General features: G+C 33.2%; 22 protein-coding genes. 9 read left to right on the top strand and 13 right to left on the bottom strand.

Features of this window, described 5'->3' with window-relative positions:
* Positions 1–6: 6 nt before the first annotated feature.
* From T410_RS00465 to T410_RS00485, 5 genes are all read right to left on the bottom strand, one after another.
* Positions 7–447 (bottom strand): sterol desaturase family protein, encoded by a 441-nt coding sequence (locus T410_RS00465; protein ID WP_035667664.1) that lies wholly within the window; start codon positions 445–447, stop codon positions 7–9.
* A 45-nt stretch (positions 448–492) separates the two neighbouring features.
* Complete coding sequence (locus T410_RS00470; RefSeq protein ID WP_035667666.1) at positions 493–1,332, bottom strand: phytoene/squalene synthase family protein; 840 nt, start codon at positions 1,330–1,332, stop codon at positions 493–495.
* Between the two features lie 2 nt (positions 1,333–1,334).
* Positions 1,335–2,804, bottom strand: a complete 1,470-nt coding sequence (locus tag T410_RS00475; RefSeq protein ID WP_035667668.1) for an NAD(P)/FAD-dependent oxidoreductase — start codon at positions 2,802–2,804, stop codon at positions 1,335–1,337.
* Positions 2,805–2,840: 36 nt separating this feature from the next.
* Entirely contained in the window at positions 2,841–3,737 is an 897-nt protein-coding gene (locus tag T410_RS00480) for a MerR family transcriptional regulator (protein ID WP_035667670.1), read from the bottom strand.
* A 74-nt stretch (positions 3,738–3,811) separates the two neighbouring features.
* Positions 3,812–4,774, bottom strand: a complete 963-nt coding sequence (locus T410_RS00485; protein ID WP_035667671.1) for an ion channel — start codon at positions 4,772–4,774, stop codon at positions 3,812–3,814.
* A 284-nt stretch (positions 4,775–5,058) separates the two neighbouring features.
* Here T410_RS00485 and T410_RS00490 point away from each other — a divergent pair, with 284 nt between their 5' ends.
* The 4 genes from T410_RS00490 to T410_RS00510 all read left to right on the top strand — a co-directional run bounded on the left by T410_RS00490 (position 5,059) and on the right by T410_RS00510 (position 8,589).
* Positions 5,059–5,694, top strand: coding sequence for a phosphoribosyltransferase (locus T410_RS00490; protein ID WP_035667673.1), 636 nt, complete (start codon positions 5,059–5,061; stop codon positions 5,692–5,694).
* Between the two features lie 42 nt (positions 5,695–5,736).
* On the top strand, positions 5,737–6,381 hold the full coding sequence (locus tag T410_RS00495) for a dienelactone hydrolase family protein (RefSeq protein WP_051929310.1): 645 nt from the start codon (positions 5,737–5,739) through the stop codon (positions 6,379–6,381).
* A 120-nt stretch (positions 6,382–6,501) separates the two neighbouring features.
* The gene (locus T410_RS00500; RefSeq protein ID WP_035667675.1) at positions 6,502–6,939 is read left to right on the top strand and encodes a VOC family protein; all 438 of its coding nucleotides are present in this window, start codon (positions 6,502–6,504) and stop codon (positions 6,937–6,939) included.
* Positions 6,940–7,980: 1,041 nt separating this feature from the next.
* Positions 7,981–8,589, top strand: a complete 609-nt coding sequence (locus T410_RS00510) for a YkgJ family cysteine cluster protein (protein ID WP_035667680.1) — start codon at positions 7,981–7,983, stop codon at positions 8,587–8,589.
* Positions 8,590–8,646: 57 nt separating this feature from the next.
* Here T410_RS00510 and carB read toward each other — a convergent pair whose 3' ends face one another.
* Entirely contained in the window at positions 8,647–11,502 is a 2,856-nt protein-coding gene (carB, locus tag T410_RS00515; protein ID WP_035667683.1) for a carbamoyl-phosphate synthase large subunit, read from the bottom strand.
* Between the two features lie 154 nt (positions 11,503–11,656).
* Complete coding sequence (rpmH, locus tag T410_RS00520; protein ID WP_007136275.1) at positions 11,657–11,818, bottom strand: 50S ribosomal protein L34; 162 nt, start codon at positions 11,816–11,818, stop codon at positions 11,657–11,659.
* 165 nt (positions 11,819–11,983) lie between these two features.
* Between rpmH and T410_RS00525 the strand changes: the two genes are divergently transcribed.
* Both T410_RS00525 and T410_RS16630 read left to right on the top strand, forming a co-directional pair.
* Positions 11,984–12,499, top strand: a complete 516-nt coding sequence (locus T410_RS00525; protein WP_035667685.1) for a hypothetical protein — start codon at positions 11,984–11,986, stop codon at positions 12,497–12,499.
* Positions 12,500–12,574: 75 nt separating this feature from the next.
* Positions 12,575–13,926, top strand: a protein-coding gene (locus T410_RS16630) for an IS3 family transposase (RefSeq protein ID WP_369793010.1) whose coding sequence is annotated in 2 segments (ribosomal slippage) — positions 12,575–13,037 and positions 13,037–13,926 — 1,353 coding nt in all. Because the reading frame shifts where the segments join, the coding sequence is not laid out codon by codon here.
* 226 nt (positions 13,927–14,152) lie between these two features.
* Here T410_RS16630 and T410_RS00540 read toward each other — a convergent pair.
* Together T410_RS00540 and T410_RS00545 are read right to left on the bottom strand one after the other, a co-directional pair.
* Positions 14,153–15,046, bottom strand: coding sequence for a lytic transglycosylase domain-containing protein (locus tag T410_RS00540; protein WP_035673883.1), 894 nt, complete (start codon positions 15,044–15,046; stop codon positions 14,153–14,155).
* A 46-nt stretch (positions 15,047–15,092) separates the two neighbouring features.
* Positions 15,093–15,758, bottom strand: coding sequence for an alpha/beta hydrolase (locus T410_RS00545; RefSeq protein ID WP_035667692.1), 666 nt, complete (start codon positions 15,756–15,758; stop codon positions 15,093–15,095).
* 113 nt (positions 15,759–15,871) lie between these two features.
* On the opposite strand from T410_RS00545, the gene T410_RS00550 reads away from it, so the two are divergent.
* Together T410_RS00550 and T410_RS00555 are read left to right on the top strand one after the other, a co-directional pair.
* Entirely contained in the window at positions 15,872–16,594 is a 723-nt protein-coding gene (locus T410_RS00550) for a pirin family protein (RefSeq protein WP_035667695.1), read from the top strand.
* A gap of 23 nt (positions 16,595–16,617) precedes the next feature.
* On the top strand, positions 16,618–16,902 hold the full coding sequence (locus tag T410_RS00555; RefSeq protein ID WP_035673886.1) for a GNAT family N-acetyltransferase: 285 nt from the start codon (positions 16,618–16,620) through the stop codon (positions 16,900–16,902).
* A 64-nt stretch (positions 16,903–16,966) separates the two neighbouring features.
* On the opposite strand, the gene T410_RS00560 is transcribed toward T410_RS00555, so the two are convergent.
* Positions 16,967–18,058, bottom strand: coding sequence for a hypothetical protein (locus T410_RS00560; protein WP_051929311.1), 1,092 nt, complete (start codon positions 18,056–18,058; stop codon positions 16,967–16,969).
* A 213-nt stretch (positions 18,059–18,271) separates the two neighbouring features.
* Positions 18,272–19,906 (bottom strand): ABC-F family ATP-binding cassette domain-containing protein, encoded by a 1,635-nt coding sequence (locus tag T410_RS00565; RefSeq protein WP_035667698.1) that lies wholly within the window; start codon positions 19,904–19,906, stop codon positions 18,272–18,274.
* Between the two features lie 366 nt (positions 19,907–20,272).
* Between T410_RS00565 and T410_RS00570 the strand changes: the two genes are divergently transcribed.
* Positions 20,273–20,806: a murein L,D-transpeptidase catalytic domain-containing protein gene (locus T410_RS00570; RefSeq protein ID WP_051929312.1), complete on the top strand. Its 534-nt coding sequence runs from the start codon at positions 20,273–20,275 to the stop codon at positions 20,804–20,806.
* 46 nt (positions 20,807–20,852) lie between these two features.
* On the opposite strand, the gene T410_RS00575 is transcribed toward T410_RS00570, so the two are convergent.
* Together T410_RS00575 and T410_RS00580 are read right to left on the bottom strand one after the other, a co-directional pair.
* Positions 20,853–22,028 (bottom strand): GlmU family protein, encoded by a 1,176-nt coding sequence (locus T410_RS00575; RefSeq protein ID WP_035667701.1) that lies wholly within the window; start codon positions 22,026–22,028, stop codon positions 20,853–20,855.
* 152 nt (positions 22,029–22,180) lie between these two features.
* A complete protein-coding gene (locus tag T410_RS00580; protein WP_035667703.1) occupies positions 22,181–22,432 on the bottom strand; it encodes a type B 50S ribosomal protein L31 in 252 nt (83 codons plus the stop codon).
* Between the last annotated feature and the right edge of the window lie 217 nt (positions 22,433–22,649).

Consider the following 22,649-nt stretch of genomic DNA (forward strand, 5'->3'; position numbering starts at 1 on the left):
TAAACTTTACATTTTATAGTATTTGAAAGGCACAAATAACATTCCGAAACACTCTCCATGTTCTTTTCCCAAATGTTTGTGATGCACCTTGTGTGCTTTCCGTAAGCCTATTAAATATTTGTTATTCGTGTTTTTGAACCACTTAAACCGTTGATGAATCAAGACATCATGAATCGTGAAATAACAGAAACCGTAAAATGTGATTCCGAGTCCAATGAAGAACAGGTAATTCATTCCTCCTTGCACGCCAAAGTAAAAAAGAACGATGCTGGGTACGGCAAAAATCACAAAGAAAATATCATTTCGTTCGAATACATTAGCATATTTAGGTTGGTGATGATCGGCATGAAAATACCACATCAAACCATGCATTACATATTTATGAGTCATCCAAGTCACGCATTCCATAAAAAGGAAAACACCTAAAAAGATTAAAAAAGAAATCATTATTTATTTATTTAGAATGTACATTTTAAAAATTAGTGCTGTTATTTATACTAATCGCAACTTGTAGGTCACGAAAGATTGTGCCAGTAATCCGGCTTTGGTATAATTAGAAACCCGAATTCTTGCATTTCCAATTTCATGACAAGGTGTGTTTTCTAATTTCTTCAATAGTTTTTTGTAATAGACAAATGCGGTGTATACCCCAAATTTGGCTTCGATAGGTAATTTCAAAATTCCCTGATAGGCTACATCAAAATCATCCTGTATTTCCTTTATGATCATTCTCTTGGCATTTTCATCGAATGAATTCAAGTCTACACCAGGAAAATAATTGCGGTTCAAAACTAGGTTATCGTCTTTCAAATCTCTCAAAAAATTAACTTTTTGAAAAGCAGAACCCAAACGCATGGCCTCGTCTTTTAACTGCTCATATTTTTGGTCTTTTCCGGCTACAAAAACTTTGAGGCACATTAATCCAACCACATCCGCAGAGCCATAAATATATTCATCATATTCGGCTTTAGTATTGTAATCAGACTTAACTAAATCTAGTTTCATACTTTTTAAAAAAGCCTGAATCAAGTCATCAGTAATATTGTATTTCTTCACTGTGTGCTGAAAAGAATTCAAAATTGGATTCAGACTTATTCCGGAATTATATGATTTATAATATTCTTTTTCGAAATCATTAATCAATTCTTCCTTATCGAAACCGTGAAATGAATCTACAATTTCATCGGCAAAACGTACAAAACCATAAATGCTGTATATCGCATCCCTAATGATGGGCGAAAGCATATACACTGCCAATGAAAATGAAGTACTATAATTCTTTGTAACTAACTTACTACATTTGAAAGAGACATCATCAAATAATTGCTTCATGGTTATTGTTCTAAAAATTGCTTATTAATTAACTCAGACACTAATTTTCCTGAGATTAATGCTGGCGGAACACCCGGCCCCGGAACGGTTAATTGTCCCGTGAAATATAGATTTTTTACTTTTTTACTTTTTAATTTAGGTCTTAAAAAAGCGGTTTGTAATAAGGTATTCGCCATTCCGTAGGCATTTCCTTTATAGGAGTTATATTCTGAAACAAAATCATTTTTACAGAATGATTGGTTAAATATAATGTTATTTTTCACACTTTGTTGCGTTAAGGCTTCAAAACGATCCATTATTTTATTGAAATATTCTTCTCGTAATTCCTCTGTATCAGTAATTCCAGGTGCTAACGGAACCAGAAAAAATCCAGTTTCCATACCTTCTGGAGCAGCCGTTTTATCAGTTAATGATGGGAAATTTGCATAAAATAGGGGTTCTTTTGGCCACTGTGGTTCATCATAAATATCCCTCGCATGCTGATAAAAATCGACATCAAAGAATAAAGCATGGTGCGAAATATTTTCTATTTTTTTATTGAAACCTATATAGAACAATAATGACGAAGGCGCAAAAACGCGACTGTCCCAATATTTTTCAGAGTAGGCGCGATGTTCTTTATCCAGTAATGTTTCGGTGTGATGATAATCAGCTCCGCTCAAAATTAAATCAGACGCAATTATTTCTCCGTTTACAACTATTGCTTTTGCTGTTTTATTCTCAACGATTATTTTTTCAATATTTGAATTCGTGTAAAACGTAACTCCTAATTCTCTCGCTAAACTTTCCATCGCACGAACTACATCGAACATTCCAGTTTTAGGATGCCAAGTTCCAAGACCAAAATCAGCATAATTCATAAAACTATAAAACGAAGGCGTATCAGATGGTTTTGCCCCAAGAAACAAAACCGGAAATTCCAATATTTGAATCAACCGTTCATTTTTAAATTTCTTACGAACGTCTTTACTAATATTGCTGAAAAACTGACCCACTTTTTTGGCAGTTTCAACTGTTACTAATTCTAATGGTGAAACTCCTGGACGATATACTAAATCTTTAATCGCAATATCATAATTGCTTTTGGCCTCAGCCATAAATTCATTTAGTATTTTACCGCTTCCCTTTTCAATAGCTTCAAAAGCAAATATAATATCCGGTAAATTATCTGCAATGGTTATAAAGTCGTCTACCCCATAATACACTCGGTATGCCGGAGATAATTTTATAAGCTCATAGTAATCGGTTGTTTTTTTATCAAAATCAGCAAAAAAACGATCAAAGACATCAGGCATCCAATACCAACTTGGACCCATATCAAATGTAAAACCCTCTTTTTTTAATTGTCTGGCTCTTCCTCCAATAGTCGCATTTTTTTCGAAAACAGTGACTTCGTGACCACTTTTGGCCAAATAACAGGATGCTGCCAAAGCTGAAAATCCTGAACCTATAATTGTAATTTTTCTTTTCATTTGTTTAACAAATATACAAAAATATTAAACAAAAAATTAAATTTGATCTATTAATTCTGAAAAGGAATCGAAAAGTGATATTTTATCAGAAAGCGCCTCTTTATTAATAAATTCGACCAATCTACCGGTGAACCACAACTCCGTATTATTATCAACCAATTCACTGGTCATTTTAGCGACATATTCATTTATGCAATCTTTGTCAGGCTGAACCGTCATATAAGAAACGAAAACTATAGAATCAAAATGTTTTTTTAAATCTTTCAAATTTTCAATAGGCATACTCTCTCCCAAGTAAATCGTTTTATACCCATTTAGAAGGATTTCATAATTAAGATACATCAATCCTAATTCATGTATTTCATTCATAGGAAGCGACAAAACAAATACCTTATCAAATTTAGTTTGTTTCAAAACCTGTAACTTTTCGGTATTCACCAATAATTTTTGTTTGATCAAATAACTGACAAAGTGCTCATGAGCAGGTGTTATGGTATCAGACTGCCACAACAATCCAAGTTCATTCATCAAAGGAATAAAAACTTGACGAAATATTTCTTTAAAGGATTTTTCGGCAATCAACCAATTATAGGTATTAAAAAAAAGTTCTTGATCAAAATTCATCATTGCCATTTTAAAAGCACTGATTGCATGATTCTTTGCATTTTTTGTCGAAATAATTTCTCTTACAAGAAACGGTATTTTTTCTTGGGGAAAAGTTGCTATTTTAGATATTTTATATCCATAATCATGCAACAAAGTAATATTCAAAAGCTTTTGCAAACTGGCCAAATCGTATAATCGAATATTTGTATCCGTACGCATAGGTTGAAGTATGTCGTATCTTTTTTCCCAAATCCGTATAGTATGCGCTTTTATTCCAGAAAGATTTTCAAGATCTTTTATACTAAACACACTTTTTATATTGTTCATTATTTTTCTAAATTTAATAAACAAATGTAAAATATTTTTCTCTATAAATTTAAAATTATCAGAAAACTATTGTTTTATTCTAAAGTGACAGTTTCAAATGTATTTAATTTATCTAAATTCAGTATCGTTTTAGAATTATCAGTACTTCGAGCATACATGGGTTCAAATTTTGCTCCATATACTACTTCATTAAAAGTATATGAAGTACGGATTGCAACCGTATTACTAAACATATCATCAAATGTTTTAATGTAAACAAGAATTTCACCGTGCGTATTCTTAAAATCCTCTTTAGTAAAATTATAAAGCGGACTATTTTCAGTAATGGGGTGAACTAAGGTCCAGCTTAAAGCTAAAGCATTTATTTTCTCTAATTCAAGCTCCAAAGAATAGAAATTATTAGTCATTATCCCATTTTCCTCAACGCTCATCCCAAGAGTCATTTTGGCTTCAGCATCAGTGAAATTTGTATTTTTAAAGGGCGTGGTTCTAATCATCAAACCCTTTATTTCTCCATAAGGCGCAATCAAAGCATTATCAGAAAATTTCAAAAAGGCCGTGGGTTTACTAAATCGCCCGAAAAACAAACCCGTAGCAATAGCAAAACTCAATAAACCAATTAAAGCTTCGGCTGCAGAAACAAGACTTGCCATAAACCCCGAAGGACTAATATGCCCATATCCCACCGTGGTAAATGTTTGGGCACTAAAAAAATAAGCTTGACCTAACTGTACCCAATTAGATTCTGAAGTACTAATCCCGTCCAAATGTTCAATCCCAATCGCATAATAAATAGATGCAAACACAAAATTGATTCCAACATAAAAAGCTAAAATAATAAGCATAAATTTCCATATTGACATATCAATCATCGTATGATACCAACTAATTCGATGCAAAAAATGCATGCCACGTTTCTCTATATTAGCAGTCCCGTTTTTATTTACAAAACGACCTCCATAACTATTTGCATTAGTTCCAAAACCGGTATTTTTATCCGCTTTAGCTTTTACATTTATGTTTTTTAACGATGCCATTTTTTTTTATTAGTAAGAAGTAAAAATAGCAAAAATCCTATTATAAAAACGAGGTGTCTTTATACTTTATAAGACCCTTATAGCCTGATTAAAAACAACCTCTAATCCTCAATCTTTAATAAACTATCAAATGCAATCCCAATTAATTTCTTTCTATTTAGGCCATACCACATTTTAAAAAATCTTAAAAAAATAGATAAAATAAATTAATCAAAATAAATCAAAGTAATTGAAAATCAGTACCTTTATGATTAATTCTTTTCTTTTATATAAAACTTTTTGTTATGTATAATGAGTTATTTAAAGATCGTATACAAGCCGGATTATTGCTTGCTGAAAAATTAAAAAAATATCAGAACAGTAATTCAGTCATTCTTGCCGTTCCCAGAGGTGGTGTTCCCATTGGCCATGAAATAGCAAAAAAATTACACCTTCCATTAGACATTGTACTTTCTAAAAAAATTGGACATCCTTATAATAAAGAGTTTGCTATAGGTGCCATATCCTTGGATTCTATGATTATTGATGAGCATCCTGGGGTTTCCAATACGTATATTGATGAAGAAATCACTAACCTTCGAAAATTATTAAAGGAAAAATACGAACTCTATATGGGTAATAGAAAACCAATCAATATAAAGGACAAAAACGTAATTTTAGTAGATGACGGTATTGCAACAGGAAATACGTTGCTTGCCAGTATAAAGATGTTGCGAAAACAAAAACCCGCAAAAATTATCGTAGCAGTTCCTGTATTACCATATGACAACGTACCCGTATTTGAGCTAAATACAGATGAGTTTATCTACCTCATTGCTTCTAAATCTTTTAGAGGTGTTGGTGGATTTTACGAAGAATTTAATCAAGTGGAAGACGATGAAGTAATTAAAATATTGAGTATTACCAGCCCTATTGAATAACGTTACAAATCTACATTATTGTTAATTTTAAAAAAATCAATTATGGAGAAATTAGATTTGGATATCCCTTTGTCATCTGTCACGTTGAAAGGGGATTTAATAATTCCTGAAAATGCAATTGGAATTATTGTTTTTTCACACGGAAGTGGCAGCAGTAGATTCAGTTCCCGAAACAGAATGGTAGCAGAACTTTTTCAGCAACAAAAAATAGGCACATTCCTATTTGACTTATTAACCGAAGAAGAAGATCGTATTTACGAAAATAGGTTCAATATCGATTTACTAACGAACCGACTAATCGAAACTACTCTATGGCTTGCATCTTATAAAGGTGCTAAAAACTTACCCGCTGGCTACTTTGGAGCAAGTACCGGAGCGGCATCAGCGTTACGGGCAGCAGCTCATTTCGGAAAAAAAATAAAAGCCGTAGTCTCACGTGGCGGACGCCCTGATTTGGCCATCACCGAGTTACCCTTAGTAACTGCTCCAACATTGCTAATTGTAGGAGGTGAAGATATTCCCGTTATTGGAATGAATAAAATGGCTTATGATGAATTAGGGTCCGTGAAAGAAATGAAAATAATTCCGGGTGCATCCCATTTATTCGAAGAGCCCGGGAAATTACAGGAAGTAGCTGATTTAGCGATTATCTGGTATAAAAGATATTTGACAAAAGAAGAGGCGTAATTCTATTTTAAAAATTTCCAAAAAACTTCATTTACCTAACAATTCAACCTCTAAGTCTTTTTTAGATTTGAATGACTATCGAATAAAACAAAAATATCCAACCTTTATAATCCAACTATTATGGCAACTGTTAGTACCTATATCACTTATAATGGAAATTGCGAAGAAGCGTTCAATTTCTACAAATCGGTTTTTGGTAATGAATTCTCCTACTTTGGAAGATTTAAAGATATGCCTATGCAAGAGGGAAAAACCTGTCCTCCCGGGGATGCCGAAAAAATAATGCACATTTCCTTACCTATTAGTAAAGAAACAGCAATAATGGGAAGTGACAGCTTCGAATCGTTTGGAGCCAAAACTATTTATGGGAATAATTTTTCACTTTCAATTAATGCCGAAAGTAAGGAAGAAGCAGATAAGCTATTTATGGCACTTTCAACCGGCGGAAAAGTAGGAATGCCAATGGAAGATGCTTTTTGGGGAGGTTATTTTGGGACATTTACAGATAAATTTGGTGTGAATTGGATGGTGAATTTTGAGAAAAATCAAGGAGAATAAAAATCAATACAATACTAAAAAGGCTCCTTATTGGAGTTTTTTTTGTGGTTAATGGCGAATAATTTTTAAAGGAAATACTACATAAATATGAAGGAATACTAAATTTAGTTATATTTGAAAACAAATAAAACCTGACGTTTATCAGACAAAGCGACCCCAAAACGGTTAGATTTGAATGGTTTTGTCTGATTTATGTGTAAGATTATAAAAAATGGAAGAAAAAAGCTTAGAAAATAAACCATGACACTTAAGATAACATTATGGAAACAAATTAAATCATTGGCTCCATTACTATTTATTACTTTATTATATATCGTCTTTTTGATATATGCTGAAATATCATTGGAAAAAAAATCGATACTGATATTTTTACTTCCTTATCTGGTTTTTTTTTATTCCCGTAGCTGTTATTCATTTAAACTATTACATAAACGGCATTGGAATTATATATAAAATTGATGAAAGTGGAATTACAAAGATTGCTGACAATATAGAAGAAGTTATTCCAATAGCTGACATAAAAGAAATAACTTTTTTTATGATGCCCAACAAAGCGAAAGATAGTGCTAGCAGAAAACTTCCCTTTGAAGATTATTATTATGTCCAAATTCTAACAGCAAACCAAAAAGTTATTTTTATCAGTAGCCTTTTTTCAACAAAAATCGACAAAATATTAGAAGTGAATTTTAAAGATTTAAAAATAAAAAGACTAAAAGTATTTTATCCATTAATAACTACATAGTTGTCCACCTCCTGTAACAGCTACTACAACGGATTTGGGCAATTGGCTTAATGGAAAATTGGTTTTGTATTTGGGATGATTTGGCAAACCCTGCTCTCCGCAAATTAAGTTAGTTTAAGTTGGATAAATGTCTCCGACTTTGACCCCAAAACAATTAACCACTAACAAGAAACAACATACCACAAAATAATCTACATAACAATTCAACCTCGCACTAAGTAAGTCTCAAAATATAATCCGCAAGTAAAACGGCATTATCTCTGTAACGGTTTTTAATAGACTACCTTACACAAAAATCAATGTCTATAGAACATAAGGTTCGGCTGGTTGAAGAATTATTCGACCGTCTTGAAAATGAAATTAGTGCTTTCCAATCAGAAACTAATTTACATTGTCGTATCGGCTGTGGCAAATGCTGTTCTACTCCTGAAATAGTTGCTTCTCCTTTGGAGTTTTTACCTTGGGCATTATACCTGTTTTTAAACAGTAAAGCCGAAGAAATGTTAGTGGAATTAAACAATAAATCCAATAGCAACTGCCATTTATACCGACCAATTTCTATTTTAGAACGCAACAACGGAAGCTGTAGCAACTATCGCTATCGCGGACTGATTTGCAGGCTTTTTGGGTATGCCGCCAGCAGAGATAAATATGGCAAACTGCGATTGGCCACTTGCAAAATAATCAAAGAAGAACAACAACAAAACTTTAAGGATACTGAAGAAGCCATTAGCAAAGGATTATACGTACCCAATTTTTCGGATTATTACATGCGCCTTTCGCAAATTGACAATAGGCTAGCCACTACTCTACTACCCATAAACGAAGCCTTAAAAATAGCCATTGAAGAAGTCTTGCATTATTATGCCTACAGACCGTTTCCGGGTGGTCTAGAAAACATCGCCTAAATACATTCCATAAAAAAAGCCCCAAAAGGGGCTTTTTTACTATATTAAATTCAAATTTTATTTACTCAAATACATTTTTCTTCTGGAGTACAATTCGTAGAATTGATCGTCTTTCAAGTCATCAATAAACAAGATGCTTTCTCCTGTTGATTTCATTTCTGGTCCTAATGCTTTGTTTACATTTTGGAACTTGCTGAAAGAGAATACCGGTTGCTTGATAGCATATCCTTTCAATTGCGGGTTGAAAGTAAAGTCGGTTACTTTATTGTGTCCCAACATCACTTTGGTTGCGTAGTTCACATAAGGTTCTCCGTATGCTTTTGCAATAAACGGAACCGTACGAGACGCTCTAGGATTCGCTTCAATGATATAAACCGTATCGTCTTTTATCGCAAACTGAATGTTGATTAAACCAACAGTTTTTAAAGCTTTAGCAATTTTCACTGTGTGATCTTTTATTTGTTGCATCACAAATTCACCCAAGTTAAACGGCGGTAAAGTAGCGTTAGAATCGCCCGAGTGTACGCCACAAGGTTCGATATGCTCCATAATTCCTATGATGTATACATTTCCATCCGCATCACAAATTGCATCCGCTTCAGCTTCAATTGCTCCTGCCAAATAATGGTCTAAAAGCAATTTATTCCCTGGAATTGTTTTCAATAAATTGATAACGTGCTCTTCCAGCTCTTTCTTGTTGATTACGATTTTCATTCCCTGACCTCCTAATACATAGGAAGGACGAATCAATAATGGAAAATCTAAAGTATCTGCTAAAGCTGAAGCTTCATCCGCAGTTTCCGCAATTCCGAATTGTGGGAAAGGAATATTCAATTCAGTCAACAAATCAGAGAAGCGTCCTCTGTCTTCGGCTAAATCCAAGGCATCAAAACTGGTTCCTATGATTTTTACTCCGTATTTAGACAGTTTTTCAGCTAATTTTAAGGCAGTTTGTCCTCCTAATTGCACGATAACACCTTCTGGTTTTTCGTGTTGGATGATGTCGTAAATATGTTCCCAAAAAACTGGTTCGAAATACAATTTATCCGCTGTATCAAAATCAGTCGAAACCGTTTCTGGGTTACAGTTAATCATTATCGTTTCATAACCGCATTCTTTAGCGGCAAGCACTCCGTGAACACAAGAATAATCAAACTCAATTCCTTGTCCAATTCTATTTGGGCCTGATCCAAGAACGATTATTTTCTTTTTGTCTGTTACAACACTTTCGTTGTCAACGTAACGAGTTCCGTCCGCTTTTTCTATTTCGGCCTCAAAAGTCGAATAGTAATAAGGTGTTTTTGCTTTGAATTCTGCCGCACAAGTATCTACCAATTTAAACACACGGTTGATGTTCATGTCTGTACGCAAGGTATGCACTTGGCTTTCCTTGCAATTCATCATGTGGGCAATTTGTCTGTCGGCAAACCCTTTTTGTTTGGCTTCCAAGAGCAATTCTCTTGGCAAAGTTTCTACAGTATAGTTAGAAATTTCTTTCTCTAAAACATACAATTCTTCATATTGTTTCAAGAACCACATATCTATTCTGGTAATTTCGTGAATACGGCTCAATGGAATTCCCATTGCGATAGCATCATAAATCACGAAAACACGGTCCCAACTTGCAAAAGTCAATTTCTCTATAATTTGCTCATAGTTGGTATATCCTTTTCCATCAGCTCCTAAACCATTTCTTTTGATTTCTAACGATTGTGTGGCTTTGTGTAACGCTTCTTGAAACGAACGTCCAATCCCCATTACTTCCCCAACCGATTTCATTTGAAGTCCTAAAGTTCTGTCAGCTCCTTCAAATTTATCGAAGTTCCAACGCGGTATTTTTACAATCACATAATCTAAAGTCGGTTCGAATAATGCCGAAGTTGATTTTGTAATTTGATTTTGCAATTCATCCAAATTGTATCCTAAAGCCAGTTTAGAAGCAATTTTCGCAATTGGATAACCAGTTGCTTTCGATGCTAATGCAGAAGAACGAGATACACGAGGATTGATTTCAATTGCAACGATATCCTCTTTTTCGTCTGGCGAAACGGCAAATTGCACGTTACACCCTCCAGCAAAATTTCCGATACTACGCATCATCAAAATAGCCATATCTCGCAACTTTTGGAAAGTCGCATCTGATAATGTCATTGCTGGCGCAACCGTGATGGAATCTCCTGTATGAATTCCCATTGGATCCATATTTTCGATAGAACAGATAATAACAACATTGTCGTTTTTATCTCTCAATAACTCCAATTCATATTCTTTCCAACCTATTAAAGCTTTATCAATCAACACTTCGTGAATGGGTGACATTTCTAATCCGTAAGAAAGCTTTTCGTCAAATTCTTCTTTGGTATGAACGAAAGCTGCCCCTGTTCCACCCAATGTAAACGATGGACGAATTACTAATGGGAAACCAAATTCCTGTGCAATTTCTTTTCCTTCTAAGAAAGAAGTAGCAGTTTTTGCTGGTGCAGTAGGGACATTTATTTTATGAAGCAATTGTTTAAATTGCTCTCTGTCTTCGGTAATATTAATGGCGTTTACATCAACCCCGATTAATCGTACTCCAAAATCTTCCCAAATTCCTTTTTCATCAGCTTCCAGACACAAGTTCAAAGCGGTTTGTCCACCCATAGTAGGCAAAACGGCATCGATTTGAGGATGTGCTTTAAGGATTTCAATAATGGATTTAGTCGTTAATGGTTTCAAATAAACATGATCGGCCATACTTGGGTCGGTCATAATCGTAGCCGGATTCGAGTTGATAAGAATCACTTCAATTCCTTCTTCACGAATAGAACGTGCAGATTGTGATCCTGCATAATCAAATTCGCATGCTTGACCAATAACAATTGGGCCTGAACCTATTATTAAAACTGATTTTATCGATGTATCTTTTGGCATTTTATGGTAGTATTGTGTTGTGTAGTTATTTTTTTCGAAGTTCAAAGTTACTCAACTTTAACCCCTTAGCATTAAAACTTAACATTTTTAACGATAAGGTATAAAAAAAGGCGATACTAAAAAAAGTAACGCCTTATATATGTTTATAAAAACATTATTTTTTGTGTCTTGGTTCACAAGAAACAGTCAATTTATGTCTTCCTTTAGCTCTTCTACGCGCAAGAACTTTTCTTCCATTAGCAGAAGCCATTCTGTCCATAAATCCGTGCTTATTTCTTCTTTTTCTTTTCGATGGTTGAAACGTTCTTTTGCTCATTGCTTTGTATCTTTAAAATCTTATTTATATGTCTTCCTATTTTTAGAATAACTGTTATTCCAAAACCGAGTGCAAATATACAAAGACTTTTTTTTCTCACAAGCAGTTTTGTAAAAATATTTTCAATTCATTTTACTATATTTGTAATCTTAAAATAAACACACTATGTTTCACAGAAATATTAAACTTATTATCGCCGGACTTATTATAGCTACTGGCATTTGGCAATTTACAGAAGGAAATATCGGTAACGGAATATTTCTTATTTTATTGAGTGCAATTCCTATTTTTCTTTACTTCAAAAACGAATTTATCTTACTTGCCTTCTTAAAACTAAGAAAACAGGATTTTGAAGGAGCTAAAAAATGGTTGGCTCACATCAAAAACCCCGAAACTGCTTTAGTACAAAAACAACAAGGATATTTCAATTACTTACATGGAATCATGCTTTCGCAAACAAATATCAATCAAGCTGAGAAATATTTCAAGAAAGCAATTGAGTTAGGATTATCAATGGATATGGATTTGGCTGTAGCCAAATTAAATTTAGCCGGAGTTGCCATGACACGTCGTCGTAAGCTTGAAGCCACTTCCCTATTAAATGAAGCTAAAAAATTAGACAAACAAAATATGTTGAAAGATCAGATTACCATGATGAAAGAACAAATGAAGAAAATTTAATTTATTACTTTTATTAAAAAAGGTCAAATGATTGGACATGCCCCAAAAAGTTAGACACTATTTGGGGCATTTTTTATGGAAAGAAAAGTTAAGTATGGTTACACATTTAAACTTGAATGTGTACAGGAGGTTTTAAACGAACATCAGTCTTGTTGTTCCGTTTCAAAGCAAAAGGGATTTTCGAAATCGCAACTACAAAAATGGGTTAGATTGTACAATAACTATGGAGGCAAAGGATTATTGCCATCTAAAAACAGGATCTATTCCATTGATTTTAAAATGAAAGTTTTAAAATCGTTATCAGAAGAACATCTATCTTTAAGTAAAGCATGTTTGTTGTTTAATATTCCATCAGAATCTACTATTGTAAAATGGAAGAAAGATTTTGCTAATTTTGGTATTGAAGGATTAAAACCAAAACTTAAAGGCAGACCAATATCTATGAGTGATTATAAGCGTAAAAAACGTAAATCAGACAAACCTTTAACAAGAGAGGAAGAACTCTTAAAAGAGAACGAAAGACTTCGTTGTGAGAATGAATTGCTAAAAAAGTTACAAGCCTTAATTCAAGCCAGGAGAAATCCCAAGCCATAATGGAGTTAAGGCATAAATTTGATTTAGAATTACTTCTAGATTTAACAAAAATGGCACGTAGTAGTTTTTATTATCATCAAAAGCAGAATAAATTACCTGATAAATACAAAGAAATCAAAGAGTTAATTAAAGCCATTTATCAAAGCCATAAAGGGCGCTATGGTTACAGAAGAATAACCGATGAACTCCAAAATAGAGCAATGATTATCAATCATAAAACAGTTTTTAGATTAATGAAATTACTGGGATTAAAAAGTCTTATTAGATTAAAGAAATATAAATCATATAAAGGCGAACAAGGTAAAATTGCACCAAATGTTCTAAAAAGAAATTTCAAAGCAGTTGCACCAAATCAAAAATGGGCAACCGATATAACCGAGTTTAATGTCTCGGGTCAAAAATTGTATCTATCGCCTATTATTGATTTATTTAATCAAGAAATAATCAGTTACGAACTAACAGAACGCCCAGTGTTTAATCAAGTAGTTATAATGCTCAAAAAAGCATTTAAAAAAATACCTAATAACACTAATCTAACACTGCATTCAGATCAAGGCTGGCAATATCAAATGAAACAATATCAGTATTTGCTGAAAGAAAAAGGAATTGTACAAAGTATGTCAAGAAAAGGAAATTGTTTAGACAATGCTATAATTGAAAACTTCTTTGGAATATTAAAATCTGAACTGTTTTATCTTAAAAAATACACATCATTAGACCAATTAAAAAAGGAAATAAATGAATATATAAAATATTACAATAAAGATAGAATCAAGTCGAATTTAAACAAAATGAGCCCGATACAATATCGAGCTCATTATTATCAAAATTAATTATAAATTTGTCTAAACTTTTGGGTGCAGTCTAGATACACATTTGACCTTTTTTTTGGCTTCTCCAGATTTTGAAAGAATAAAATTACCCTACATTTTCAAATCAACCACATAAGAAATATAAGTTCATTTAAGCATTGCCTTATTTTGGTTTATCTTTATAGTCAAATATATTTTATCACTTGACTTATGTTTTCATAAATACCTTATACGGTTCAAAAATCAATTAATACCCCTTCAAAGGAATTTCGATTTGATATTTTTTCCCCGTATTATTTAACAATTTCGTCTCCCTTAACCAAGGATTATGAATCTTCAAAATTTTATAATTAATTCCTTGACTTTTTGCAAAACTGGCCAAATCTGTAATCGAACTGTCAATTTCGATTTTCTTGGTCGGCAAAATTTCATACTTATCACCAGGAAGTATGTTAAATCCATATTTTAGAGGATTCTTCATAATCTCTTTCAATGCTAAAATCCTGAAAACATAGCGAGACGTTTCTTCGGTAAGCAACAAATCATAATAATTAGACACTTTTTGAATGTCAATTTGCTTATTCACGCCCGTCATTCCGCCATTATAAGAAGCGGCTGCCAATGTCCAACTGCCAAATTTCCCTTTGGCACTCAAAAAATAGCTACAAGCAGCCTCAGTAGATTTTTCTATATCATAGCGCTCATCGACATTATCATTGACTTCCATTTTTCTTTCTTTGGCCGTATCAGGCATAAATTGCCAAACCCCTCTTGCTCCTGCTGGTGAAACCACATTAACCAAACCACTCTCTATTACAGCAAGATATTTAAAATCATCGGGAATACCGTTCTTTTTTAAAATAGGCTCAATTATAGAAAAAGCACGATTGGCTCTTTTGATAGCCAAAATAGTGGAGGCATGCAGGTTTACATTTACTAATAATTCGCGGTCTAAACGTTCCTTAACATCTGATATTTTCAGAGGCGTTTCTTCGCCAGCAAAATCCAATTTTACTGGAAAATCATACCCTGATTCATTTTTTAATTCATTTTTTTTATCCGGATTTATAGTGGCAAAAATAAATATACCACTCGCAAAAATTACAGTAAAGAGTAGCGTAAACTTATTTATCAATTTCATATTTTTCTTTTTTTTACCTTTTGAATAGTTACAAAAGTACGTTTGCTTAATTTTTTGTTCCCAATATAATGGAGGGCAAATTTTCATTCAACCATTTGTATTTATTCAAAATCATAATATGTGTTCCTCCTTTTACAACGATACAATCCTTGATGTTTCTTATTGGAAAAACATCATCCATATCGCCATGAATATGAATTACATTTTCATCAACAACTGTTCTATCCCAAAGAATAACCTGCTCTACTGCCCAATTTAAATAACGAATATCCCGAACCGAAAGAAACTTTTCATACAATTTAAGTCTTTTATTTACTTTTTCTCCAAAGGAAAATTTAGCCAGACTTTCCATATTTAAAATCAGATTCATCGGAATCAGTTTATAGGCTTTAGTAGTTTTAGCAATTTTTAATCTGCGGGGAAATTCTAAATTACTTTTCACACTTGAAATGATAATCACTTTACGAGTATCAATATATTTTGCCATTTCCTGAACCAAAATACCACCAAAGGAAACTCCAATCAAAACGGGGTTTTTATGTTTAATTTTCTCGGCGATTCGCTTCGCATAATCCGTTAACGATTCATTATCCAGCGGAATCTCCCATTCTAATAAATGCGTTTCAAAAACATCCTCAGGAAGTGCAATCCGTTCAAAAATTGCAGTACTCGCAGCTAATCCTGGCATCAAATAAACTGGTATTTTACTCATAATTGTTTTAACGATTTTATAACAGCATTCCGCTTTTTTATAGCGAATTTTGTATAAAATTAATTTTTTTATCGGAAACTACCTGAACAACCACTTTATATTATCAATATTTTATGACTACACAACTATTTGCATCAAATACAAGAGGCACTGCAGATTTTGGTTGGCTTAAAGCCAATTTCTCTTTCTCGTTTGGAAATTATTACAATCCTGAACGCGTACAATTTGGAATGTTACGCGTTTTAAATGACGACACGATTTCAGGAGGAACAGGATTTGGCACGCACGGTCATGCTAATATGGAAATCATTACCATTCCTATGGAAGGCGGTTTGATGCATAAGGACAGTATAGGCAATGAAGGCGTCATTCGTTTTGGAGAAGTACAAGTAATGAGTGCCGGAACCGGAGTAGAACATTCTGAAATGAATGCCAGTCAAAAAGACAGTGCCAAAACATTACAACTATGGGTATTCCCTGACAAAGAAGACGTTACTCCCAGATACGACCAAAAATCATTTGATATTGAAAATCAAATCAATACCTTTGTAAATATTGTTTCGCCAAAAAACAATAACGACGGAAATGCGCTTTGGGTTTACCAGAAAACCTTTTTTTATTTAGGAATTTTCGCTAGCAACACCACTACGACATACGAAGTTAAAATTCCTCAAAACGGAGTTTATTTGTTTTTGCTTGAAGGAGAAATAGAAGTTAACAATCAAACTTTGAAGGCACGAGATGCCATGGGAATAACTGATTTTGATCAATTTGAAATCAAGATTAAAACCCAATCAAAAATACTTTTGGTAGAAGTACCAATGAATCACGGTTAAATTATATGGAGGCAGCAATCACTATGGAAATCAAAGACAATACTTTTGCAAGACAATTTGAAACCGAAGTAAAAGAGGGATTGGTTTCTGTTGAATATTCGTTTCAGGAGAAAAAAATATTTTTGACAAAAATCAATATTCCTGAATCATTCGATAACGAAGAATTTATTTCTGATTTCCTAAAAAACATCATGGGAATTGCAATTGAACGAAAATTTAAAGTCGTTCCTATCCTTCCTAAAATAGTAGTTTTTTTCAAAAAAAATCCTATTTACAAAGAGTTACTTCCTCCAGGAATACGCTTATAAAAAACGAGGCATTGTTAACAAACAATGTCTCGTTTTTTATATGTTTTAAAATCAAAACATATTATTACTTTCTATCTCTGTCTCTATTATGAATCGGATTACTATTTCTAGGTATACCCTGACGATTCATTGGAACCGTAGGATGAACCGGTCGGTTTACAGGCAATGACTGACGATTTGTTGGCGCAACAGGCTGATACGGACGAGTCGAAGGATTTTCTTGTCTGGTTCCTGGAGCATGAGGCCGTTCATTCCTTTGTGGATTTGATTGCATAGAACGAGTCGAAGGATTTTCTTGTCGGTTTCTTGGTATTGCTTGACGAGTTCTTGGAAGCACAGGAGCATCAGGTCTTCTAAAAGTTCGTCCTTCATAAGTACTTCTATAAGCCTCATTAACCCTATTACTTCTTACTATTGGAGAGCTATTTCTTCTAGAATAATAGTAAGAATAAGGAACCGGATATCGTAAATATGCTACTCTACGATACGAATAATTATTATAATATTGACGGTGAAATCCCCAATAATTATAATAAAAAATTGGAGACCAAGGACGCCAATAAGATGGATAAAACCCCCAATGCCATGGCGAAATATAAATCATAAATGAGGGAGAAAACAAATGAATAATGATTGGCCAATCATTTACGTAAAAAATATCGTTGTCATAATTATCAACTATAACTCTTCTATTACCTATATAACCCGGATTAGGAGTCGAAGCATATCCTGAACCAGGCTCTACAATATAATTTTCTCCATACAACTCTTCATCACCAATAATTTGAACAAGAATTTTTCCAAATCTGTCTTTATTTACTTCTATAACAGCTACATCTTGATATTGCGAGTTATTTACAGCTACGCGAAGCACAATAGAATAAGAATCACCATCCCTATAACTAACAACACGAATGTAATCTATCAAATTATCATTATTCAAATCCAAATTATTAATATTACCTTCTTTGCTATTGAGCACTCTTTCAAACTCCTCTAACGTTTTTGATCTTTGAAAAACATCTAATACTGCATATAAATTTAAATTGTCACCCGGCAAACCTAAAGCTAAAGGTTCATTTTCAATTTGAGCAAAAAGAGGAAAACTCAACGAATATGTCATTAAGAACGCTAATGATAAAATTAGATTTTTCATGATTTTAAATTTTACACATTGATACTAAAATGCAGTACAAGGTACAAAAAAATAAAATTAAAATACTGATTATAAGAGATTTAAACAATAATTCAATTTAAAAAACAACAAATTAGTTTCTTTTCATGACTTATTTTCTTTAACTTAATTGAATAAAAAAAGGCATACGTAATTCGCATGCCTTTTTATTCTTTAGAATCGATTAACGCAACATTATTTCTCTATCTCACGCATACTATCCATTTTCTTATGCGCTAAGAAACCAGCAATATCTTCAAAATGTTCTACTACTCTCTTATTTCCAAATTCAAAAACCTTAGTTGCTAATCCGTCCAAGAAATCCCTATCGTGAGAAACTAAAATCAATGTTCCGTCAAAATCACGCAACGCCTCTTTGATTATGTCTTTGGTTTTCATATCCAAATGATTTGAAGGCTCATCCAGAATTAATAAATTTACCGGTTCCAACAATAGTTTTATCATTGCCAAACGGGTTTTCTCTCCACCGGAAAGCACTTTCACTTTTTTGGTTACATCATCACCATGAAACATGAAAGCTCCTAAAATATCTTTGATTTTAGTACGAACATCACCCACGGCAATATCATCAATAGTTTCAAAAATGGTTGCATTTTCATTTAATAAAGAAGCTTGATTTTGTGCAAAATAACCAATTTGCGCATTGTGACCAATCTCTAAACTTCCGCCATCAATCTCAATTTGTTTCATAATTGCTTTGATCATCGTCGATTTTCCTTCTCCATTTTTCCCTACAAAAGCGACTTTTTCTCCTCTTTCAATAACAACATTAGCATCTTTAAAAACGACATGATCCCCATACGATTTAGACAAATCTTTTACAATCACAGGATATTGTCCAGAACGCACTGCTGGTGGAAATTTTAATTTTAATGCAGAAGTATCAACCTCATCAACCTGAACAATAACAAGCTTCTCTAACATCTTAACGCGGGATTGAACCGCATCTGTCTTCGAAAATGTCCCTTTAAAACGGTCAATAAAAGTCCTATTATCAGCTATCATTCGTTGTTGTTCATCGTATGCTTTTTGTTGATGCATGCGTCTGTCTTTTCTTAACTCAAGATAATGGGAATACTTAGCTTTATAATCATATATACGCCCCATTGTCACTTCGATAGTACGATTTGTAATATTATCAACAAAAGCTCTATCGTGAGAAATAACTACAACAGCTTTGGCTGAATTAATTAAGAAATCCTCTAACCATTGGATACTTTCGATATCCATGTGATTGGTAGGCTCATCCAGTAAAATTAAATCTGGTTTCTGCAAAAGAATTTTAGCAAGTTCTATTCGCATTCTCCATCCTCCAGAAAATTCAGAAGTTTGACGACTAAAATCTTCACGAACGAACCCCAAACCAATTAGAATTTTTTCTACTTCGGCTTCATAGTTTATTTCTTCGATAGCATAAAACTTCTCGCTTAAGTCAGAAACCCTTTCGATCAATTTCATATACGCATCACTTTCGTAATCTGTACGAATTGTTAATTGTTCATTGATTTCATCGATTTCCGCTTTCATTCCAAAAACTTCACCAAAAGCTTTAGACGTTTCTTCCATCACCGTTGCTCCGTCCGTAGTCAATAAATGCTGCGGCAAATACGCTACAACAGCATCTTTGGGAGCTGATATATTACCGGTTGAAGGTTTACTTTGACCCGCAATAATTTTAAGAAGCGTAGATTTTCCTGCTCCATTTTTACCCATAAGGGCTATTTTATCATTTTCATTTATAGCAAAAGAGACATCACTAAAAAGTGTAGTACCGCCAAATTGCACCGAAATATCGTTAACTGTAATCATTGTTTTTGTTTAAAGTTTAATGTTCAATTATTTAAAATTTAATCCCCTATTGAACATTTTTTTGAAAGTGCAAATATAAGTTAATTAGGGAATTAGGCAATTGAATATTTTATAACAATTTAAGGCAACAATCTCAAAAATATAATATCAATTTGCCTACAATAAAAATATTTTTTTATAGTTTTGTATCTGAAATACAAAGCGTTAAACAAACAAGCTCACTCAATATTTCATTAGAAAGAAAAATCTTAAAAGAATAAAGCATAAGTAATCGCCAGATGTAGCTTACCAATTAATTTGCGTAATTAGTGGGATAATTTGAAACAATACTATTGATAAAACCATCACATTAAAACATCAAAGTTCATGAAAAAAATACTAACAATAATTCTTTTATGCACTATCAATTTTATCATAGCCCAAAACAACGACGAAATTGTAAAGAAAGCCAAAGAGATAGAGACAAAATGGGGTTTTAAAGCCAAAAACAAAAATATTATAACACTAATCGATTTTTCAAAATCGATAGAGGAAGCAAGGCTTTATGTCGTTGATTTAAAAAACAACGAAATACTGTTAACTAGTAATGTTGATCACGGTTCAGGATCAGGAACAGTATCAACGCCTAATTTATTCAGCAATGCCGTTGGAAGTAACGCTACCTCATTAGGCTGCTATGTTACTTTGCAAACCTATAATGGTATGTGGGGCTATTCTTTAAAGCTAAATGGCTTAGAAGATGACAAAAATTCAAATGCTTTGAAAAGAAACATTGTGGTCCATTCTTCAAAAAGGATGTACAGTAAATTCAGTTGGGGCTGCTTTTCTGTACCAGACTGTAATGCCAACAAACTGATTGACCTCATAAAAAACGGTTCTCTTATTTATGCCTATCAATAAAAAAAGCCCCAGATGAGGCTTTATATATTTTTATCTGATGCGAAAATCAGTCTTTTCTCCATTTTTTAGTTTCCTCAAAAACGTGTTCTAAAATAGCCGCTTCTCTTTCATCAAACTCAACGTTTCTGCGAGCCATTACCAATCGAGCCGTTTCGAAAGCTTTTTTAGTTATATAAGTGGTAAAACCAGAAGCGCCACCCCAAGAAAAACTCGGCACAAAATTGCGAGGAAATCCGCTGCCAAAAATATTAGCACTTACTCCTACTACCGTTCCCGTATTAAACATCGTATTAATTCCGCATTTACTATGATCTCCCATCATTAATCCACAAAACTGAAGTCCCGTTTTTGCAAAACCTTCGGTTTCATAACTCCACAATTTCACTTCTTCGTAATTATTTTTCAGGTTCGAATTATTACTGTCCGCACCAATATTACACCATTCACCAAGAACAGAATTTCCTAAAAACCCATCGTGCCCTTTATTCGAATAACTAAATAAAACAGAGTTATTAACTTCGCCTCCAATTCTAGAATACGGACCTACTGTTGTTGCTCCATATATTTTAGCAGCCATTTTTACTGTTGCATTTTCGCACAAGGCAAATGGGCCTCTTATTACGGTACCTTCCATAATTTCAGCATCCTTACCTATATAAATAGGACCTGTAGATGCGTTTAAGGTAACAAATTCTAACTTTGCTCCTTCTTCTATAAAGATATTTTCCGGTGCAATAGCATTAACACTTTTGGGAATGGGCTGTGATTTTCTATCTTCAGTCAAGAATTCAAAATCCTCGCGTATTGCCGCATCATTTTTGGAGAAAATATCCCAAGTATGTTCCACCGTTAAGCAATCGTCTTGATATTCTATTATTTCATACGTATCAAAATCTACTTCTTCTTGCTCGTCATTAGTATAAAAAGCAATTACTTCATCTCCTTTGAAAATAGCCTGATTTGACTCTAGATTACTAACCATTTCTACCAAAACATCATTTGGAAGAAAAGAAGCATTTATCATTACATTTTCTTCCAGTTCTACCATTGGGAATTTCTCTGATAAATATTCCTCTGTCAATGTGGTTGTAGTGGAACCCAAACGCATTTCCCATTTTTGACGAATAGTCATTATCCCTATAAGAATATCAGCAACGGGACGCGTAAAAGTAAAAGGCAACAAGGCATTTCTAGCGGGTCCGTCAAAAAGTATGTAGTTCATATTTGTTTTTTATTAAAAGTGTATACCGTAGGAATAAGTTACGACTTGTCCCTACTTTTAAACAGTGCCAAAGTTACAAAGTTTTCAAATAGATAAAAATAAAAAAAGCCTCCCGAAAGGAAGGCTTTACTATATTTGAAAACGAGTTAAAATTATTTAACGTGTTTAGCATATTTAGTTTTGAATTTATCAATACGTCCTGCAGTATCAATAAGTTTAGATTTACCTGTGTAAAAAGGGTGAGAAGTTCTAGAAATCTCCATTTTCACAACTGGATATTCAACACCGTCAACTGTTATTGTCTCTCTTGTATCTGCAGTAGATTTAGTAATAAAAACATCTTCGTTTGACATGTCTTTAAAAGCAACTAATCTGTAATTTTCTGGGTGTACACCTTTTTTCATCTTGAATCTTTTTTATTTGTTTAATTATAATTTGTTTTGAAGCTTTTCTTCTAACAGAAAAGGTATAAACTCATTATAACTTTTTGTTTTACAATATTATTTTGAGTTTGCAAATTTACAATTTTTTTCCAATAATCAAATCTTTGTTTGACTTTTTTTATATAATCGTAAAAAGTGATTTTTATCTTCGAATATATTGGGAATTACTATATTTGTG

Source organism: Flavobacterium sp. 83 (genome assembly GCF_000744835.1).
Lineage (GTDB): Bacteria > Bacteroidota > Bacteroidia > Flavobacteriales > Flavobacteriaceae > Flavobacterium.

Excerpts from the sequence above, each read along its gene's own strand:
- T410_RS00555 (WP_035673886.1), top strand. The coding sequence starts at position 16,618 with ATGGAAATCAAAGACAATACTTTTGCAAGACAATTTGAAACCGAAGTA.
- T410_RS00545 (WP_035667692.1), bottom strand. The coding sequence starts at position 15,758 with ATGAGTAAAATACCAGTTTATTTGATGCCAGGATTAGCTGCGAGTACT.
- T410_RS00465 (WP_035667664.1), bottom strand. The coding sequence starts at position 447 with ATGATTTCTTTTTTAATCTTTTTAGGTGTTTTCCTTTTTATGGAATGC.
- T410_RS00490 (WP_035667673.1), top strand. The coding sequence starts at position 5,059 with ATGTATAATGAGTTATTTAAAGATCGTATACAAGCCGGATTATTGCTT.
- T410_RS00565 (WP_035667698.1), bottom strand. The coding sequence starts at position 19,906 with ATGATTACAGTTAACGATATTTCGGTGCAATTTGGCGGTACTACACTT.
- T410_RS00495 (WP_051929310.1), top strand. The coding sequence starts at position 5,737 with ATGGAGAAATTAGATTTGGATATCCCTTTGTCATCTGTCACGTTGAAA.
- T410_RS00575 (WP_035667701.1), bottom strand. The coding sequence starts at position 22,028 with ATGAACTACATACTTTTTGACGGACCCGCTAGAAATGCCTTGTTGCCT.
- T410_RS00550 (WP_035667695.1), top strand. The coding sequence starts at position 15,872 with ATGACTACACAACTATTTGCATCAAATACAAGAGGCACTGCAGATTTT.
- T410_RS00570 (WP_051929312.1), top strand. The coding sequence starts at position 20,273 with ATGAAAAAAATACTAACAATAATTCTTTTATGCACTATCAATTTTATC.
- T410_RS00525 (WP_035667685.1), top strand. The coding sequence starts at position 11,984 with ATGTTTCACAGAAATATTAAACTTATTATCGCCGGACTTATTATAGCT.
- carB (WP_035667683.1), bottom strand. The coding sequence starts at position 11,502 with ATGCCAAAAGATACATCGATAAAATCAGTTTTAATAATAGGTTCAGGC.
- T410_RS00500 (WP_035667675.1), top strand. The coding sequence starts at position 6,502 with ATGGCAACTGTTAGTACCTATATCACTTATAATGGAAATTGCGAAGAA.
- rpmH (WP_007136275.1), bottom strand. The coding sequence starts at position 11,818 with ATGAGCAAAAGAACGTTTCAACCATCGAAAAGAAAAAGAAGAAATAAG.
- T410_RS00540 (WP_035673883.1), bottom strand. The coding sequence starts at position 15,046 with ATGAAATTGATAAATAAGTTTACGCTACTCTTTACTGTAATTTTTGCG.
- T410_RS00560 (WP_051929311.1), bottom strand. The coding sequence starts at position 18,058 with ATGAAAAATCTAATTTTATCATTAGCGTTCTTAATGACATATTCGTTG.
- T410_RS00475 (WP_035667668.1), bottom strand. The coding sequence starts at position 2,804 with ATGAAAAGAAAAATTACAATTATAGGTTCAGGATTTTCAGCTTTGGCA.
- T410_RS00580 (WP_035667703.1), bottom strand. The coding sequence starts at position 22,432 with ATGAAAAAAGGTGTACACCCAGAAAATTACAGATTAGTTGCTTTTAAA.
- T410_RS00510 (WP_035667680.1), top strand. The coding sequence starts at position 7,981 with ATGTCTATAGAACATAAGGTTCGGCTGGTTGAAGAATTATTCGACCGT.
- T410_RS00470 (WP_035667666.1), bottom strand. The coding sequence starts at position 1,332 with ATGAAGCAATTATTTGATGATGTCTCTTTCAAATGTAGTAAGTTAGTT.
- T410_RS00485 (WP_035667671.1), bottom strand. The coding sequence starts at position 4,774 with ATGGCATCGTTAAAAAACATAAATGTAAAAGCTAAAGCGGATAAAAAT.
- T410_RS00480 (WP_035667670.1), bottom strand. The coding sequence starts at position 3,737 with ATGAACAATATAAAAAGTGTGTTTAGTATAAAAGATCTTGAAAATCTT.